Source organism: Kutzneria sp. NPDC051319, from assembly GCF_040682195.1.
In the GTDB taxonomy this organism is placed as follows: Bacteria; Actinomycetota; Actinomycetes; order Mycobacteriales; family Pseudonocardiaceae; genus Kutzneria.
In genome coordinates, this window is sequence record NZ_JBFBAM010000039.1 from 27,715 (window position 1) to 44,478 (window position 16,764).

Annotated in this window: 16 protein-coding genes; 6 read left to right on the top strand and 10 right to left on the bottom strand. The window is 70.5% G+C overall.

The window, feature by feature from the left end:
• Window positions 1-92 precede the first annotated feature (92 nt).
• Together AB0M73_RS30765 and AB0M73_RS30770 are read left to right on the top strand one after the other, a co-directional pair.
• A complete protein-coding gene (locus tag AB0M73_RS30765) occupies window positions 93-1,118 on the top strand; it encodes an ABC transporter substrate-binding protein (RefSeq protein WP_363897753.1) in 1,026 nt (341 codons plus the stop codon).
• A 10-nt stretch (window positions 1,119-1,128) separates the two neighbouring features.
• Window positions 1,129-1,338 (top strand): MbtH family protein, encoded by a 210-nt coding sequence (locus AB0M73_RS30770; protein ID WP_363897755.1) that lies wholly within the window; start codon window positions 1,129-1,131, stop codon window positions 1,336-1,338.
• A gap of 125 nt (window positions 1,339-1,463) precedes the next feature.
• Here the strand turns inward: AB0M73_RS30770 and AB0M73_RS30775 are convergent, their stop codons facing one another.
• The 3 genes from AB0M73_RS30775 to AB0M73_RS30785 all read right to left on the bottom strand — a co-directional run bounded on the left by AB0M73_RS30775 (window position 1,464) and on the right by AB0M73_RS30785 (window position 5,409).
• Window positions 1,464-3,215 (bottom strand): ABC transporter ATP-binding protein, encoded by a 1,752-nt coding sequence (locus tag AB0M73_RS30775; RefSeq protein WP_363897758.1) that lies wholly within the window; start codon window positions 3,213-3,215, stop codon window positions 1,464-1,466.
• On the bottom strand, window positions 3,212-4,882 hold the full coding sequence (locus AB0M73_RS30780) for an ABC transporter ATP-binding protein (protein ID WP_363897761.1): 1,671 nt from the start codon (window positions 4,880-4,882) through the stop codon (window positions 3,212-3,214). Before AB0M73_RS30780 ends, AB0M73_RS30775 begins: the two co-directional genes overlap by 4 nt.
• Before the next feature lie 191 nt (window positions 4,883-5,073).
• Window positions 5,074-5,409 (bottom strand): Lsr2 family protein, encoded by a 336-nt coding sequence (locus AB0M73_RS30785; RefSeq protein WP_043715774.1) that lies wholly within the window; start codon window positions 5,407-5,409, stop codon window positions 5,074-5,076.
• A 207-nt stretch (window positions 5,410-5,616) separates the two neighbouring features.
• Between AB0M73_RS30785 and AB0M73_RS30790 the strand changes: the two genes are divergently transcribed.
• Window positions 5,617-6,525, top strand: coding sequence for a dihydrodipicolinate synthase family protein (locus tag AB0M73_RS30790; RefSeq protein WP_363897764.1), 909 nt, complete (start codon window positions 5,617-5,619; stop codon window positions 6,523-6,525).
• Here the strand turns inward: AB0M73_RS30790 and AB0M73_RS30795 are convergent.
• The 7 genes from AB0M73_RS30795 to AB0M73_RS30825 form a co-directional block, all read right to left on the bottom strand.
• Window positions 6,522-6,989, bottom strand: a complete 468-nt coding sequence (locus AB0M73_RS30795) for a hypothetical protein (protein ID WP_363897767.1) — start codon at window positions 6,987-6,989, stop codon at window positions 6,522-6,524. The genes AB0M73_RS30790 and AB0M73_RS30795 overlap by 4 nt on opposite strands.
• 30 nt (window positions 6,990-7,019) lie before the next feature.
• The gene (locus AB0M73_RS30800; RefSeq protein WP_363897770.1) at window positions 7,020-7,709 is read right to left on the bottom strand and encodes a GntR family transcriptional regulator; all 690 of its coding nucleotides are present in this window, start codon (window positions 7,707-7,709) and stop codon (window positions 7,020-7,022) included.
• A gap of 1 nt (window position 7,710) precedes the next feature.
• On the bottom strand, window positions 7,711-8,460 hold the full coding sequence (locus tag AB0M73_RS30805) for a glutamine amidotransferase (RefSeq protein ID WP_363897773.1): 750 nt from the start codon (window positions 8,458-8,460) through the stop codon (window positions 7,711-7,713).
• Window positions 8,450-9,727, bottom strand: a complete 1,278-nt coding sequence (locus tag AB0M73_RS30810; RefSeq protein ID WP_363897775.1) for a MurT ligase domain-containing protein — start codon at window positions 9,725-9,727, stop codon at window positions 8,450-8,452. The genes AB0M73_RS30805 and AB0M73_RS30810 overlap by 11 nt, the downstream gene beginning before the upstream one ends.
• 181 nt (window positions 9,728-9,908) lie before the next feature.
• Window positions 9,909-10,505: an ATP/GTP-binding protein gene (locus AB0M73_RS30815; RefSeq protein WP_043715766.1), complete on the bottom strand. Its 597-nt coding sequence runs from the start codon at window positions 10,503-10,505 to the stop codon at window positions 9,909-9,911.
• A gap of 34 nt (window positions 10,506-10,539) precedes the next feature.
• Window positions 10,540-10,944 (bottom strand): roadblock/LC7 domain-containing protein, encoded by a 405-nt coding sequence (locus AB0M73_RS30820; protein ID WP_363897877.1) that lies wholly within the window; start codon window positions 10,942-10,944, stop codon window positions 10,540-10,542.
• Between the two features lie 59 nt (window positions 10,945-11,003).
• The gene (locus tag AB0M73_RS30825; protein WP_363897780.1) at window positions 11,004-13,877 is read right to left on the bottom strand and encodes a nitrate- and nitrite sensing domain-containing protein; all 2,874 of its coding nucleotides are present in this window, start codon (window positions 13,875-13,877) and stop codon (window positions 11,004-11,006) included.
• Between the two features lie 395 nt (window positions 13,878-14,272).
• Between AB0M73_RS30825 and AB0M73_RS30830 the strand changes: the two genes are divergently transcribed.
• From AB0M73_RS30830 to AB0M73_RS30840, 3 genes are read left to right on the top strand one after another with little or no spacing between them, the layout of a single operon-like run.
• A complete protein-coding gene (locus AB0M73_RS30830; protein ID WP_363897783.1) occupies window positions 14,273-15,253 on the top strand; it encodes an ABC transporter substrate-binding protein in 981 nt (326 codons plus the stop codon).
• Window positions 15,253-16,029, top strand: a complete 777-nt coding sequence (locus AB0M73_RS30835; protein ID WP_363897786.1) for an ABC transporter permease subunit — start codon at window positions 15,253-15,255, stop codon at window positions 16,027-16,029. The genes AB0M73_RS30830 and AB0M73_RS30835 overlap by 1 nt, the downstream gene beginning before the upstream one ends.
• The gene (locus AB0M73_RS30840; protein WP_363897789.1) at window positions 16,026-16,763 is read left to right on the top strand and encodes an ABC transporter permease; all 738 of its coding nucleotides are present in this window, start codon (window positions 16,026-16,028) and stop codon (window positions 16,761-16,763) included. Before AB0M73_RS30835 ends, AB0M73_RS30840 begins: the two co-directional genes overlap by 4 nt.
• The last annotated feature ends 1 nt before the right edge of the window (window position 16,764 follow it).

Here is a 16,764-nt window from a genome sequence, read left to right on the forward strand (position 1 = left end):
CATCACAGCCGGCTCATCTCCTCCCCACGGTTGCCGCAGGTCAGCCCGCCAAATAAGGTATGCCTAACCTAAGATCTGGCCGAGAGGTGAACATGTCCGTGTTTCAAGGCGCCGGCGGGCTGAGCAGGCGTGGATTCCTGATCGGGGCGGGCGGTGTCGCGGCGACCGTGGTGCTGGCCGCGTGCGGCAACGGCAACGGCGGGGGAGCGGCGGCGTCGACGGGGCCATGGGAGTTCACCGACGACCGAGGCCAGAAGATCACCCGCGACCGGCGCCCGACCCGGGTGGTGGCCTACGTCAGCTCGGCCGCCCCACTGTGGGACTACGGCGTGCGTGCCATCGGCGTCTTCGGGCCGCAGAAGACCGCCGACGGCAAGAAGGAGATCCAGGCCGGCAACATCGACCTGGCCGCCGAGACCTCCGTCGGCAACGCCTGGGACGACTTCAGCCTGGAGAAGTTCGCGGCGCTCAAGCCGGACCTGGTCGTCACCGGCCTGTCCGGGGCCAAGCCGACGGACCTGTGGGTGATCCAGAACGACCTCATCGGCAAGGTGGAGAAGGTCGCGCCGATCGTGGCGCTGTCGGAGTACAAGGTCACGCTGCCCAAGGTGATCCAGCGCTACGAGCAGCTCGCCGTGGCGCTGGGCGGAGACGCCAACTCGCCGACCATCACCAAGGCCAAGGCCGACTTCCAGCAGGCCTCCGACGACCTCAAGGCGGCCGTCAAGTCCAAGCCGGGCCTGAAGGTGCTGGCCGTGTCCAGCGACAAGGACAACCTGTACGTCTGCAAGCCGGAGTTCTTCGCCGACCTGTCCTACTACCGCGACCTCGGCCTCGACCTGGTCAACGGCTCCGGCCCCGACGACTACTTCGAGACGCTGAGCTGGGAGCAGGCCGGCAAGTACCCGGCCGACCTGATCCTGTCCGACAGCCGCACCTTTGCCCTGTCCAAGCAGCAGCTGGCGCAGATCCCGACGTGGGCCCAGCTGCCGGCGGTCAAGGCCGGCGCGGTCGCCGACTGGTCGACCGAGCCCCGCTTCAATCCCGTGCTGGCGACCCCGGTCATCCAGAAGCTGACCGAGGTCGTCAAGGCCGCCCGCACCGACATCGCCGCCTGAGGAGACCGCCATGACGAACCCGTTCGAGGATCAGGACGGCACCTATCTGGTGCTGGTCAACGCCGAGAACCAGCACAGCCTGTGGCCCGTGGCAATCGACGTGCCGGCGGGCTGGACCGTGACTTTCGGCCCGGATGCCCGGCAGGCCTGCCTCGACCACGTGGAGGCGAACTGGACCGACATGCGGCCGAAGTCCCTGGCCGACGCGATGGATTCGTAGCTATTCCGCGTTGGCCTCGCGCCAACTGGCCGGACGACCCGCCGGGAGAATCCCTCCCGGCGGGTCGTCGTGACGTGAAGGCGGCTTTCCTACACTCCGAGTGGAGGAAAGCCCCCTTCCGAACTTCAGGCCCTTTGCCCCGACCATGCGGCCCAGAGTGTCGAATACCGGCCACCGGCGGCCACCAAATCCTCGTGAGTGCCGGTTTCCACGACCGCGCCGGCGTCGAGCACGACAATGCGATCGGACGCCGCGGCCTGGGTGAGCCGGTGGGCCACGACCAATGCGGTGCGGCCTTGCAAAGCGGCGGCGGCGGAGGCCTCGAGAACACGCGACCCGGCGCTGCCGGCATCGGCCGTGGCCTCGTCGAGGATGGCGATGGGCGGGTCGGCCAGCACGAGACGCACCAGGGCCAGCTGCTGGGCCTGGGTCACGGTGAGCTGGTGGCCGCCCTCGCCGACCACGGTGGCGAGGCCCTCGGGCAGACCGTCCACCCAGGACAGTGCGCCGACCGTCGTGAGGGCGTCGCGGAGCTCGGCGTCGGTGGCCGACGGCCGGGCCAGCCGCAGGTCCTCGGCCAGCGGACCGGCGAAGACGTGCACCTCCTGGCTGATCAGCGCCACGGTGCGGCGGATGCCGTCGGGGCCGAGATCCTCCAGCGGCACGTCGCCGAGCGTGATCGACCCGGCGGTCGGCTGGTGGATGCCGGCGATCAGCTTGGCCAGCGTGGTCTTGCCGGCGCCGCTCGCGCCGACGAGTGCCACCCGCTCGCCCGGGGAGACGGCGATGTCCACGTCCCGCAGCACCGGATGACCGTCCACATAGGAGAAACCGGCGCCCGCGGTCTTCACCGAGGCGTCGACGGGCCGAGCCGGCTCGTGGGGCTCCTCGGACGGTGGAAGATCGGCCACGCCGATCAGCCGGGCCAGGCTGGCGTTGGCCGCCTGCGCATCGTCGACCAGGGCCAGCGCGGTGGTGATCGGCCCGAACAGGCTGTGGAAGTACAGCGCGGCGGCGGTGGCCACACCGACGGTCGCCAGGTTGGCGCCGACCAGCACGAAACCCACCGCCAGCACGGCCGACAGACCGACGAACTCGGCCAGGTTCAGCCGCGCGTAGAACCGCGTGACCAGCCGGATCCCTTGCAGCGCAAGGTTGACGGCGCCTTCGGACCGCTCCCGTACCCGTGCCAGATGTGTGTCGGACAGCCGGAAGGCCCGTACGGTCCGTGCGCCGCCGATCGTGTCCAGCAGCTGCTGTTGTTGCGTGCCAACGGCTTCGCGCTGGCTGGCGTACAGCGGCTTGGCCCGCGGCACGTACCACCGCACGGTGTGCAGCTGCACCGGCACGGCCACCAGCGCCGCCAGCAGGAACCGCCAGTCCAGCACCGCCAGTGCGCCGAGGGTCAGCACGACCGTCAGCACCGACCGGCCCAGCTCCGGCAGCGCCTGCCGCACGGCATCGGCGACCACCGACACGTCATTGGTGACCCGGGTCGTGAGGTCGCCGGAACCGGCCTTTTCCAGCTGGTCCAACGGCAAACCGAGGGCACGGGCGACGAACCGCTCCCGCAGCTCGGCCAGGATCGTCTCGCCCAGCCGCGCCACCAGTGACAGGCCGACGGCGGTCGCTGCCGCGCCGGCCACGGCGACCAGCACCAACTCCACCACCGGCGTCACCAGCTCGACCGCCGGCCGGCGGCTCGCGACCAGGTCGATGATCCGGCCGAGCAGGGGAGCGGTGAGCAGCCCGATCGCCGTGGCGGCGATCAGCATGGCGAACGCGACGGCGGTGCGGCCCTTGGCCCGGCCGAGCAGTTCGCCGACGACGGCCCGAACGCGATGGCCGTCGGCCACGGGAAGAAGGTGACGGGTCACGCCAGCACCGCCGCTCGGTAGTCGGCCCGCGCCGCGAGAACGGCGTGGCTGCCCTGTTCCACTATTCGGCCGTCATCGAGCAGCACGACCCGATCGGTGGCCGCGAGCAACGCCGGGCTGGTGGTCACGATGATCGTCGTGCGACCGCGCCGCAGCTCGGAAAGACCGGCCGCGATCCGGGCCTCGGTGACGGTGTCGACCGCGGTGGTCGGGTCGTGCAATACCAACACCGGGGCGTCCACGGCCAGCGCCCGGGCCAGCGCGACTCGCTGCCGCTGCCCGCCGGACAACGACCGCCCGCGCTCGGTCACGGCCGTGGCCACGCCGTCGGGCAGCGCGCTGGCCACCTCGTCGACAGCGGCCGCGGTGAGCGCCTCGTCCACGCGCGGCCCGGCCGAGATGTTCTCGGTGATCGTGCCGGGGAACAGATCCGCGTCGTGCGAGGCGACGAGAACCACCTCGCGCACCCGACTCGGATCCACAGTGGACAGATCGACCGAGTCCACCGACACCGTGCCCCGCGTGGGATCGACGCTGCGGCCGAGGCAGTCGAGCAGATCGGTGGCGGCGGCCGGATCCGTCGCGACCACGCCGAGCAGCTCGCCCGGCCGGGCCTCGAACTCCACGTCCCGCAACGCGCCCCGGCTCAACGCCCGCACCCGGACGTGACCGGTGGACGGCGTCGGCAGGTCGCCGGAGCCGGCCTCGACCGCGGGCGGCGCGTTCAGCACGTCCGCGACGCGCCCGGCCGACGCACGGGCCTGAGCCAGCTCGCCGTTGACCCACGAGAAGATGGAGAACGGCGTGATCATGTACTGGGCCAGCCCGACCGCGGCGACCAGATCGCCGATGGTGATCGACCCGGCGGCGGCCAGATTGCCGCCGACCAATGCGACCACGGCGATGAAGATGCCGGTCAGCGCCAACAGCGCCCCGTTGTGCCAGGCCTGCGCGCGTGCGGCGCGAAGCGTTGCCCGCAGCGAATCCTGGCTGGTCCGGCGGTACCGCTCGACGGCGGCGCGCTCGGCGCCGACGCCCTTGAGCACCCGCAGCCCGGCGACCAGGTCGGCCGCGACGCCGGAGGCGAACGCCGACCGCTCCTGCTCCGCCTCGCTGCGGCGCTCCAGCGGCTTCCCGACCAGATGCGCGATGTACAGGATCGGCGGCGTGCCCAGCAGCACCAGCAGCCCGAGCGGGACCGACCGGGTCAGCAGCACGATCGCCGTCACCAGCAGGCCGGCCAGACCGGCGACCCCGTACGGCAGCACGCCATTGATCGTGCCGACCCGCTTGGCGTCCGAGGTGCCGATGCTGACCAGCTCACCGGCGAGATTGCCGGCTTCGGCCCCGCCGCCCGGGTGCAGCACCCGGCGGGCGACGTCCAGCCGCAGCTCATGGGCGGCCTGCTCGGCGGCGCGCTCGCCGAACCGCGCGCCCCACCGGTAACTGGTGGACAACCCGGCGAACAGCAGCGCGAGCACCACCAGCCAGAGCACCAGCGTCATCGCGCCCGCGCCGGCCACCGCCTGGTCGATCACCACGCCGATGACCACCGGCACCAGCGCCTCGCCGCTTTGGTGGCCGGCGGTCAGCACCGACGCCGCCGTCACCAGCCGTCGTTGTCCGGCGATCGAACGGCGGAGGACGTCCCGTCCGGTCGTGCTCACCAGCGCCTCCCTTGCCCGTAGGTAAGGTAAGGCTAGACTAAGTACGGCGAGCTTTGGCGGGGGCGGGGATTTCGAGGGTGCAGGGGGTGGAGCCCGCCCTGCCTTGGGGGTGTGGGGCGCGAGCCCAGAGCACCATGAGAGAGGGGTGTGCCAGCGCTTTCCGCTGGCCCACCCCACCCGTCAACGTGCTCTCAATGCGCGGCCTGGAAACGAGCGACCAGGTCGGACGGGATGCGGCCCCGATCGGAGATCTGCGCGCCCTGGCTGCGCGCCCATTCGCGGATGGCCTGGTTCTGCGCCTTGTCACCGGTGCGACCGGCGGGCTTGCCGATCGTCGCCCGCTGCTTGCGGCCGCCCACCCTGCGTGCGTTGTCCACATAGGTCGACAGCGAATCGCGGAGTCGTTTTGCGTTCGCCGACGACAGATCGATGCTGTACTCGACGCCGTCGAGGCCGAATGCGACGCTCTCCGCGGCAACGCCGCCGTCCATATCGTCGACGAGTTCGACGATCGTCTTCTGTGCCATCGTTGCTCCACCTGACGTACGACCTATTTACCGGGCTCATTCCCACCGTATCGCATGCATGGCGGTTTTGGCGGGGTGGCGCGCGCCGAATACCTCGGATAGGTGCATGTGCGTGTCACTTGTTATGCGCCATTCGATGCCCCTTATTGCCGCCGGCAGGTCGCTCGACTATGTTGGTATACCAGATACCAACGAGAGAGGGTTGTCATGCTCGAGGACGTCAAGCGGGCGCTGCGCTCCGTGGTGATGATCACCGTCACCCCGTTCGACGCGGCCGGAGAGGTGGACGGCCCCGCTTACCGGTCGGTGCTGCGCCGCACCCTCGACGCGGGGATCGACGTGGTCACGCCGAACGGCAACACCAGCGAGTTCTACTCGCTCACCGCCGCCGAACGGGACCACGCGCTGGACCTGACGGTGGCCGAGGCCGCCGGCCGGGCGCTGGTCGTCGCCGGGGTCGGCTACGACGTGCGGACCGCCGCCGACTCGGCGCGCACGGCCCGGGCGGCCGGGGCGCAGGCGATCATGATCCACCAGCCGGTGCACCCGTACCTGTCGGCCGAAGGCTGGGTCGACTACCACCGGGCCGTCGCCGACGCCGTGCCGGAGCTGGGCGTCGTCTGCTACCTGCGCAGCCCACACATCCCGGCCGGCGCGCTGGCCGAACTGGCCCGCGTCGCCCCCAACTTCGTCGGCGTCAAATACGCCGTGCCGGACCCGGTGGCCTTCGGCCAGGCCGTCACGGTCGTCGAGGACGCCGCCGGCGTCGACCGGCTGATGTGGATCTGCGGGCTGGCCGAGACCTGGGCCCCGTTCTTCTGGCCCGTCGGCGCCCAGGGCTTCACCTCGGGCCTGGCCAACGTGACCCCCGGCCTGTCGCTGGAGCTCCTCGCCGCCCTCCAGGCCGGCGACCGGCCCGCCGCGACCGCGCTGTGGCGCCGGCTCAAGCCGTTCGAGGACCTCCGCGCCGCCAAGGGCAGCGCCGACAACGTCACCGTCGTCAAGGAAGCCCTGGCCCAGCTCGACCTGTGCACCCGCACCGTGCGGCCACCGATCAGCGAGCTGCCCACGGCCGGCCGGGCCGAGGTGTCGGCCTGGCTGAAGTCGGTGGGCTAGCCGTTCTTGCTGCGGCGAAAGGAGAATCGCGGCCGGCGCGGCTCCGGAGCCTGAGCCGGCACGGGTTCCGGGATCGGGGCCGCCGGCTCCGGGGCGGCGGGCTTCTCGGTGAACAGGCTGATTCCGCCGTGAATGGTGTCGGCCTGGATCACCCGGCCGTTGACGTCGCCGATGACGGTGTTGTTCGCCTTCGGCCGCGACGGCTTCGGGCCGAACAGCACCTCAGGCCACAGTGCTTCGAGCTGGTCGGCGAAGTCTTCGCTTTCCTCGTAGGCGGCGCCGAGCCCCGCGGCCAACGCCTCGCCCAACCGATGTCTGTCGACGCCCGCTCTGGCCGCGTCCAACGCCTCCGACAGCGCGGGCACGGCTCGGACCAGCTCTTCGAGGCGGCCCAGGGCCGCCGAATCTTTTGCCCCGTGGTTGACCAACTCGGCCGCGACGGACAGCATCCACATGTCACTCATGATCGAACCCCCCTTGGTCGAGGGGCCAATCTAGCCGACGACCTCCACCGCGCGCTGCCCCGACAGCTCGATGTGTTGCCGCGTCAGGCGTTGCGCCGAATCGGCGTCGCCCGCCTCGACGGCTTTGAGGATGCGCTCGTGCTCCACGTGCTCCTCGCGCCAGGTGGGCCAGTGCGGCCACAGCAGGCTGACGGCGGCCAGGGCGGCCAGATCCCGCACGCTGTCCAGCGTCGTGATCACGAACTCGTTGCCGCAGCCGGCATACAGCGCGCGGTGGAAGTCCCGGTTGGCCACGCTCAGCTCGCCGTGGTCGACGTTGTCGAGATTGGCGGCCGACCGGGCCAGCGCCGCCCGCGCCTGGGCCACCTGAAGGGGCAGACCCAGCCGAGTCGTGGCGGCCACCGCCCAAGGCTCCAGCAGCAGCCGCACTTCCTGGATCTTGCGCAGGTCGTCGCCGTCCAACAGCCGCACCGACGTGCCGCGGCTGGGCGTCAGCACGACCAGGCCGCCGGCCGCCAGCATGATCAGCGCTTCCCGCACCGGCGTCTTGGACACGCCCAGCTCGGCGGCCAGCCGCCGCTCCACCAGCGTGTCCCCGGGCCGGATGCGGCCGGCCAGGATCGCCGACCGGATCGACTCCGCCACCAGATCGGCGCGGCTGGACACCGGGCTGAGCGGGCTCAGCCCGAGCGACGGCAGCGTCGGACGGGGCTCGGACACCTCAGAACCGGAGCAGCCGCTTGCGCCGGGTGGCCAGCGCCTGCACGGCCCGCTTCCGCTCGTCCCGCAGCTTCTCGATCACCGGGATGTCCAGCGGCGCCAGCGGCTCGCCGACCGCCCAGCTCAGCAGCAGGTCCGCGAACGCCGGGTTGCGGGCCAGCACCGGGCCGTGCATGTACGTGCCGACGACGCGGCCGGCGTAGGCCCCGTCGCCGCCGTCGCCGTTGCCGGTCCCGTAGACGACCTTGGACAGCGGCCGCGCCTGCGGCCCCACCTGGGTGTGCCCCTGGTGGTTCTCGAAGCCGGTCATCGACGCCTGCAGCAGCGCCGGGTCCGGCGTGGTCAGCAGCTCGCCGACGGCCCGCGCCCCGGTGCCGGCCGTGGTCCGCACGTCCAGCAGACTCAGGCCCCGGTGCGTGACGCCGTCGGTGCCGGTGAAGTCGTGGCCCAGGATCTGCAGGCCGGCGCAGATGGCCAGCACGACAGCGCCGCGCGAGGCCGCCTCCTGCATGCCGGGATTGGCGGTCAGGTGCGCGACGGCCAGCGTCTGCGCCCGGTCCTCGCCGCCGCCGAGCAGGTAGAAGTCCAGCGAGTTGGGCACGGTCTCGCCGACCGCGAGGTCCACGATCTCGGACCGGTACCCGCGCCACTCCAGCCGCTTGCGCAGCACGGTGGCGTTGCCCGAGTCGCCGTAGGTGCCCAGCACGTCCGGCAGCACCAGGCCGATGCGCACGACAGAGTCACGAACCATTGCTCAACCCCGACTTCAGGTCCCGGAACGCGGTGTAGTTGGCGACGAGCTCGACCGCGCCGGGCGCCACCGAGTCGATCGCCTGGTACGGGTCGGGCACGTGGGTGTGCTTGACGTCGGCGTAGGTCAGCCGCACCGCGAGGTCGGCCGACCGCTCGCCGGTGGCGATCACCGTGCGGCCCTGCAGCCGTTCGAACGGCACGTCCCACAGCCAGGACTTGTCCCGGCCGTCGGCCTCGCGGCCGTTGATCGCGATGATCACCGGGTGGTCCGGGCTCTTGGCCAGCAGCGGCAGCGTCTCGGCCCAGCCGGCCGGGTTCTTGGCCAGCAGCAGCCGCACCACCCGCTCGTTGCGGGTCAGCGTGGTGTAGCGGCCGCCGACGCCGGTGATGGTGCGGATCCGCTCCAGCGCCGGCCGCAGCGGCACACCCAGGTGGCTGGACGCGGCCAGGGCCAGGGTGGCGTCGGCCTCGTTGGCGCTGCCCGGCAGGCGCAGGGCCAGCTCGAAGGACTCGCCGGTCGGGCTGGTCATCTTGCCGTCGACGACCGACCAGGTCGGCGTCGGACGGGCGAAGCCGCAGTCGCAGTACCAGTCGGTGGCGCCGCCGTGCACCCGCATGCCGCAGCGCGGGCACGAGGTCGAGTCGCCGCGCCAGTTGCCGCCCGCGCTCACCCAGATCGTGGAGTCGGCGTCGATGGCGGCCGAGGTGACCAGCACGTCGTCGCAGTTGGCGATGACGGTGGTGTTGCGCAGCCGGGCGATCGCGGTGCGCAGGTTGCGCTCGGTGTGCCGGACCTCGCCGACCCGGTCCATCTGGTCCCGGCTCAGGTTCAGCAGCACGATCACCGCCGGCTGCACGGCGTCGGAGATCTTCGGCAGGTAGTTCTCGTCGATCTCCAGCACGCCCACCGGCGCGGTCTGGTCGGTCGACAGCGCGGCCACCAGCCCGTCAGGCATGTTGGCGCCGCTGTGGTTGGTGGCCACCGGCGCGATCACGCTCATCGCCTTGGCCAGCATCATGGTCGTGGTGGTCTTGCCGTTGGTGCCGGTGACCAGCGCGACGGTGCGGTCCTTGCACAGCCGGGCCAGGGCGTGCGGGTCCAGCGCCAGCGTCACGCGGCCGCCGATGATGCCGCCGGCGCGGCCGGTGGCCTTGGACAGCTTGGCCGCCAGGTTGCCGGCGGCGACCGCCGCCGCGGTACGGGTCGGCAGCTCCCCGTTCAGGTGGCTGGACGACACGTCCAGGCCGGCGTTCGTGGAATCCATCAGCCACCCATCATCACGACAGCAAGATCTTAAGCAGTTCTCAGACTACGTGTTTCAGGACGTGCCACCACAACGGGGGTTGTGTCCTCGGCGGCCCGACATGGCGAGGGCCCGCTTGGCACCATGGTGCCATGCGGGCCCCGCGAAACCCGGCGTCCGTGCGCCGGACACGCCCCGTTCGTCACGCCCGGACGGTCATCCACTTCCGCATGGAGTGCTCGACCAGGGTGATCAGCGTCTGCTTGGTCGACTCCCGGTTACGGGCGTCACACGTCACGATCGGCACCGACTGGTCGATCGTGAGCGCGTCCCGCACGTCGTCGATCCGGTGGTGCAGCATGCCGTCGAAGCAGTTCACCGCCACCACGTACGGCAGCTGCCGGTCGTCGAAGAAGTCGATCGACGCGAACGCGTCGGCCAACCGCCGCGTGTCCACCAGCACCACCGCGCCGATCGCCCCGCGCACCAGGTCGTCCCACATGAACCAGAAGCGGTGCTGACCGGGCGTGCCGAACAGATACAGAATCAGGTCGCTGTCCAACGAGACACGACCGAAGTCCATCGCGACCGTCGTGGTGACCTTGTTCGGCGTCGCCGAGAGATCGTCGACGCCGAGGCTGGCCTCGGTCATCACCGCCTCGGTCGTCAACGGCACGATCTCGGACACCGACCCGACGAAGGTCGTCTTGCCGACACCGAACCCGCCCGCGACCACGATCTTGGCCGACGTCGTCGCCTGCCGGGCGACCTGCGCGCCCCGGCCCTGTCCTGATTCCACTCGGCTCCAGCCCTCTAGAACCGCCGCGTCGCGCTCATCGGCGCACCGCGGCCAACTGCAACTGCGCCCGCAGCTCGGGGGTGAGCTGAGAGCCGACCCGTTCCACCAGCCTGGCCATGGCGTACCCGACCAGTCCGATCTCGCAGCCGGGCGCCGCGAGCACGGCGAGGCACGACCCGTCGCTGATGGACATCAGGAAAAGATACCCGCGCTCCATTTCGACGACCGTCTGGTTCACCGTTCCGGCGTCGAACACCCGCGCCGCGCCCGCCACCAGGCTCACCAGACCCGACGAAACCGCAGCCAGTTGCTCCGCGCGGTCCCGCGGCAGGCCCTCGGTCGCGCACAGCACGAGACCGTCGGCGGAGACCACCACGGCGTGCGCGACACCGGCGACCCGGTCCACGAAGTCGTCGATGAGCCAGCTGAAGTCGGCCAGCTGCTGATCGGGTGACTGGCCTTCGGCCGACTGGTCGGTCTGTTGGTCGGACGGGGAACTCACGACTGCTCCTTGCCTTGCTCGGGTGGCGGCCCGAAGGTCGTCGGCTGGGTGTAGCCGGCGTCGATGGCCTCGTCGGGGGCGGCCGTCGGGGCGGAGTGCCGGCCGAGGCTGACACCGTGCTGGTAGGTGGACATCCGCGCCCGCAGCGCGTCGGGGGAGCGGCGCGGCAGCGCCGGCGCGACGGCGGCCTGCGGCCGTGGCGTGGCCGAACCCGGCACGAGCTGCGACTTCGGCACCCGCTTGGGCAGCCCGGCGTCGGTGACGGCGTCCGGTTCCTTGGCCAGCACCGTGTTGGCCAGGGCCCAGCCGTCGTCGCCCGCGGAGTGCCAGCCGTTGGTGGCCCCATTGGTCATCCCATTGGCGGCCCGCTTGGTCGTCACGGTGGCCGGTTCTTCGTCCTCGGCGCGCGGCTCCGGCACCGCGTGGTCCTCGGTCTCCGACGTCGCGTCGTCCTCAGGGACGTCCTGAGGGACCTTCTCGACGGGCTTGTCGACTGCCTTGTCGACTGCCTTGTCGGTGCTCTTCTCGGCGTCGCCGGGCACCTCGAACCACTGGGAGAGCACTTCCTGGTAGATCGGCAGCCGCTCGGTCGGCGGGTCGTCGTAGTCGAAGCGGCGTTGCGGCGTCGGCCACGGCTCCACGCTGCTGGCCGGCGTCACCTCGGGCTCGGCCGGCGGCGTCTTGCGGCGCGGCGCGAACAGGTCCACCGACTCGGTGACACCCGGCTCCGCCGGCTGGTTGGTGACGACCGGCGACACCTGGCCCGGCACCCACTTGGGCAGGCCGACGATGTCCTGCGGCAGGTCCGGCTCGGGCAGGGGAGTGCGCTGGGTGGCCGCGGCGGCCACGGTCGGCGGCGCGGCGGGCGGCGGGGGGACGGCGTCGGCCCGGTCGACCAGCGAAGCCGGGATGACCACGTGCGCGGTCACGCCGCCCTCGATGTCGGCGTTGTCCCGCAGCCGAACCTTGATGTCGTGCCGCTTGGCCAGCTGCGCCACCACGTACAGGCCCATCTGGCGGGAGGCGGTCACGTCCACCTCGCCGGGATCGGCCAGCCGCTCGTTGGCCGCCGCCAGGTCGGGTTCCTGCATGCCGACGCCGCGGTCGTGGATCTCGATGGCCAGCTCGCCGCGCCGCATCTTGGCCGACCGCACCGTGACCTTGCTGGTCGGCGGCGAGAAGGCGGTGGCGTTGTCGAGCAGCTCGGCGATCAGGTGCGTGATGTCGTTGACGGCCCGGCCCTGGATGGTCAGGTCCGGCGCCGGCGCGATCTGCACCCGGGCGTACTTCTCTACCTCGGACATGGCCCCGCCGAGCACGTCGGAGACCAGCACCGGCCTGGTCACCCGGCGGGTCAGCGTGGTGCCGGCCAGCACCAGCAGGTTCTCGCTGTTACGGCGCATCTGCGTGGCCAGGTGGTCCAACTCGAACAGGCTGGCCAGCTGGTCCGGGTCCTGCTCGTCCTGCTCCAGCCGGTCGATCACGCCGATCTGCCGCTCGACCAGCGCCTGGCTGCGCCGGGACAGGTTGACGAACATCGCGTTCACGTTGCCGCGCAGCGCCGCCTGCTCGCTGGCCAGCCGCACGGCCTCCCGCTGCACCGCGTCGAAGGCCCGGGCGACCTGGCCGACCTCCTCGGTGGTGTGCACCGGGACCGGCTCCACCGCGTCGCCCACGGCCTCACGGTCACGCATGATCCGTTCGATGGCCGCGGGCAGCTTGGTGCGAGCCACTTCCAGCGCGCTGCGGCGCAGCACCCGCAGCGGGATCAGCATCGAGCGGGCCACGAACGCCGTGACCGCCAACGCGATCAGCAGCGCCACGATGACCAGGGCGCTGTCCCGGAACGCGGCGCCGCGGGCGGCCCCGATCAGGGTGCGCACCACGGATTGGGCCTGCTGCTGGACCTGTCCGACGACCCGGGTGAACAACGCGGCCGTGGTGCTGGACAGCGCCTGGACGTCGGTCGGCCGCACGGTGATCCCGCCACCGCCGTCACCGGACTGCACGAGGGCCAGCTGCACCACGCGGTTGCGCTCGTCGACGTCCGGACCGCTGATGGTGTCCTGCGCGAGCTGGCGGTTGTCGGCGCTGGCGGTGTTGGTGAAGTCCTCCATGTCGGAGGCGAACCGGGCCTGCGCGGCCCGCAGCTGATCGGCCAGGTCGGGCGCGAACTGCTTGTGCAGCGCGGCGGAGACCACGAGCGTGCCCTGCAGCCGGAGCTGCTCCTTGGCGTCGGTCAGCGTCTGCACCGAGGTGTCCAAAGGGGACAGTCGTGGGTGGCTCACGTTCGTGGCGGCCACCCGCACGATCTGGATCAGCGAGTCGATGACCTCGGTGTAGGTGGTCAACGCGGCGACGTCCGGCAGTCGCGTGGTGACGGCGCTGTTGCGCAGGGCGGAGAGCTGGTCGAGCTGCTCAAGGCCCTTGTCGACGGCGTCGCCCACCGGCCCCGACACGGTCGCCCGGTCGTCGCGCAAGGTGTCGACGGCCGTGTCCACCGGGCCGAACTTCGGTGGCTGGTCGACCCGTCCGGCCGCGATGTAGGCCACAACCGAGTCACGCTCGGCCTGCAACAGGTCGACCACCGTGGCCGCCTGGCCGGCCACCGCCAGCTGGTGGCGGTCGTCGCCGTACTGGCGGGCGTCGTCGAGCTGGCTGGACAGCCGCAAACCCGCCAGCGTCAGCGTGCTCAGCGCCGGCACCAGCAGGATGACCACCAGCTTGCGGCCCAGTTTCCAGTTGCGCAGCCGCCATCCCGCGCCGGAATTGCGGCTTTTGTCGGGATGAGCGGAGCCGCGCCGTTCGGACTCAGCCTCATCGGCCGGACCATGCACGGTCAGCACTCCCCCAAGGTCACTTCGGTCCATCGCCGAAGGTGGATCTTGGAGTGCGAGAGGCTCATTCCGTACCGCCGATCGGAGTACTGGGCACGACAGTCACGCGCATGGTGGTGCCTTCGGGGCAATGTGATCAAGCGTTTGGAGGTCTGGACGCCGGTGGTGTCCGCTCGGGATGATCCTTCACCGTGAAGGTGCGGTGACGGCTCGTAGCGGGACTGGTGCCGGGGGATGGGAAAAATTGGCACCTACCTCAAACCCTCACTCCGTCGGGTGTCATCCGCGTCCATGATTGAATCACGCACGGTGTTCGATCGGCTACGGTGATCCCCGTTCCGGGCCGGTTGTGCCCGTGAATGGGTCATTCCCTTCACAACCGCACCCCGAGTACCGCTCAACACTGTTGATTAAAGGAGAGTCCGCCGATGGCCACCCGCGCCACTCGATGGGCTGCCGTGATCGCCGTCACCGCCATGACCGCGAGCGGATGCAGCCTGCTCAACGGTGGCGGCGCCGACACATCGGCGCCCGCCGCAGGCCACCAGAAGATCAGCGTCGGCATCATCGCCACGGTCGATGACGCACCGGTGAAACTGGCCCAGGCCAAGGGTTACTTCACCGAGGAGGGCCTCGACGCCAACGTCAAGGTCTATCCGTCGGTGCAGCAGACCATGCCGGCCCTGCAGTCCGGCGAGATCGACGTCACGCTGATGAACTACGTGTCCTTCTTCCAGGCCGAGGCGGCCAAGACGCTGGACGCCAAGGTCGTCTCCGACGCCTACCAGGGCACCCCCGACTCGCTGGTGCTGCTGGCCAAGCCCGACTCCGGCATCCGCACGCCCAAGGACCTGGCCGGCAAGAAGGTCTCCGTGCACTCCAAGGGCAACATCGTGGAGCTGCTGATCAAGGCCGTGCTGCAGGACAACGGCGTGGACCCCAACTCCGTCAACTACCTCGAGGTGAAGTTCCCTCAGATCCCCGCCGCGCTGGCCAACGGCCAGATCGACGCCGGCGGCGACCTCGAGCCGTACATCACCCAGGGTGAGCAGCAGTTCGGCGTGCAGCCCACGTTCAAGATCGTGACCGGCGCCACGGACAACATCCCGCTGTCCGGCTACGTGGCGTCGACCAAGTTCATCGGCGCCCACGCCGACGTCGTGGCCAAGTTCCAGAAGGCCATGGTCAAGGCCCAGAAGGCCGCCGCCGACCGCAGTTCCATCAGCTCCGTGCTGCCGGACCTGACCGGCGTCGACAAGCAGACCTCCTCGCTGCTCAAGCTGGGCGTGTTCCCCACGTCGGTGGACGCCACCCGGTTGCAGCGCGTGGTCACGTTGATGAAGACCTACGGCTACCTTCAGCAGTCGATGGACGTGAGCACGCTCGTGTTGCCCACGCCGAACAGCTGATGTCGCTGGTCCGCAAACTGGTCGGTCTGGTCGGCTTCCTGCTCGTGTGGGAGGCCGCCAGCCGGCTTTCGCTGGTCGACCCGCGAGTCCTGCCGCCGCCGTCGGATGTGTTGGTGCGCTTCGGTTTGCTGTTCGCCGACCGGAGTTTCGTCGCCGGCGCCATCTCCACCGTGCTGTCGTGGTTGATCGCCCTGGTGTGCGCCTGCGTGGTCGGCGTCGTGTTGGGGCTGGTGCTGGGGTCCGTGCCTTTGTTGCGGCTGATCAGCATGCCGGTGGTGGAATTCCTGCGACCGTTGCCCGCGGTGGCCCTGATTCCGTTGGCCATCGCCCTGTTCGGCACCGACGCCCAGACCAAGATCACCCTGGCCGCGTTCGCCGCGACCTGGCCGATCCTGCTCAACACCAGCTACGCGCTCGGTGAGGTCGACCCCCGGCTGCTGGAGACCGCCCGGTGCTTCCGGGTCAGCCGGTGGCGGGTGTTGACCGGCGTGACCCTGCCCAGCATCGGGCCGTTCGTCGTGACCGGCGTGCGGATCTCCGCCTCCATCACGCTGATCGCCATCGTCGGCACCGAGTTCCTGGCCGGCGGCAGCATCGGACTGGGGCAGTACGCGTTCCTCCAGGGCACCAGCGGCGGTCGAATGGACGTCGTGCTGGCCGCCACCGTGTTCGCCGGGCTGTTCGGTTGTCTGGTGAACGCCGGATTCCTGACGGTGCAACGCCGTTGGGTGTCGTGGGGCCGTGACTCATCCAGTGGGGCAGAGGTGGCCGCGTGAATGCCTGGATCCGCGCCGGCGTTCTCTTCTGCGCGCTGCTGGTGTGGCAATTGGTCACCGTCGAAGTCGGCAATCCGTACTTTCCGCCGCCCCTGCGAATCGCCGAGGCGGCCGTTCGGCTCTGGCCGTCCCAGCATTTCGCCGCCGACGTGCTGCCCAGCCTGCTTCGGGTTCTCGGCGGCTGGGCCGCGGCTTCCGTGCTGGGCATTGTCATCGGCGTGCTGCTAGGCCGTTCCCGCACCGCCGCCGACTACTTCGAGTTCGTGTTCACGTTTCTGCGCACCCTGCCGCCGCCCCTGCTCGTGCCGGTGTTCATGCTGATCTTCGGCATCAGCACCGAGATGGAGGTGGCCACCATCGTGTTCGGCTCCGTGTGGCCCGTGCTGCTCAACTCCGTCGACGGCGCCCGGTCCGTGGATCCCGTCATGGCCGACACCGCCCGCGTGTTCCGGCTTTCCCGTGCCCGCTGGCTGTTCGGCGTCGTGCTGCCGGCCGCCGGTCCCAAGATCTTCGCCGGCCTGCGGGTCAGCCTGTCCATCGCCCTGATCCTCATGGTCATCGCCGAGGTCGTCGGCGCCACCAGCGGCATCGGCTACCAGCTCGGCACCGCCCAGGGCGCGTCCGACCTGCCCGGGATGTGGTCGTGGATCGCGTTGATCAGCTTGCTCGGTTATCTACTCAACAGGGGGTTGCTCGCCGTGGAGCACAGGGCGCTGGTCTGGAGCCGGCCGTGAG

Bases quoted from the DNA above. Each gene is read 5' to 3' on its own strand.
- AB0M73_RS30825 (WP_363897780.1), bottom strand. From the start codon at position 13,877: ATGGACCGAAGTGACCTTGGGGGAGTGCTGACCGTGCATGGTCCGGCC.
- AB0M73_RS30770 (WP_363897755.1), top strand. From the start codon at position 1,129: ATGACGAACCCGTTCGAGGATCAGGACGGCACCTATCTGGTGCTGGTC.
- AB0M73_RS30835 (WP_363897786.1), top strand. From the start codon at position 15,253: ATGTCGCTGGTCCGCAAACTGGTCGGTCTGGTCGGCTTCCTGCTCGTG.
- AB0M73_RS30795 (WP_363897767.1), bottom strand. From the start codon at position 6,989: ATGAGTGACATGTGGATGCTGTCCGTCGCGGCCGAGTTGGTCAACCAC.
- AB0M73_RS30805 (WP_363897773.1), bottom strand. From the start codon at position 8,460: ATGGTTCGTGACTCTGTCGTGCGCATCGGCCTGGTGCTGCCGGACGTG.
- AB0M73_RS30790 (WP_363897764.1), top strand. From the start codon at position 5,617: ATGCTCGAGGACGTCAAGCGGGCGCTGCGCTCCGTGGTGATGATCACC.
- AB0M73_RS30830 (WP_363897783.1), top strand. From the start codon at position 14,273: ATGGCCACCCGCGCCACTCGATGGGCTGCCGTGATCGCCGTCACCGCC.
- AB0M73_RS30785 (WP_043715774.1), bottom strand. From the start codon at position 5,409: ATGGCACAGAAGACGATCGTCGAACTCGTCGACGATATGGACGGCGGC.
- AB0M73_RS30765 (WP_363897753.1), top strand. From the start codon at position 93: ATGTCCGTGTTTCAAGGCGCCGGCGGGCTGAGCAGGCGTGGATTCCTG.
- AB0M73_RS30810 (WP_363897775.1), bottom strand. From the start codon at position 9,727: ATGGATTCCACGAACGCCGGCCTGGACGTGTCGTCCAGCCACCTGAAC.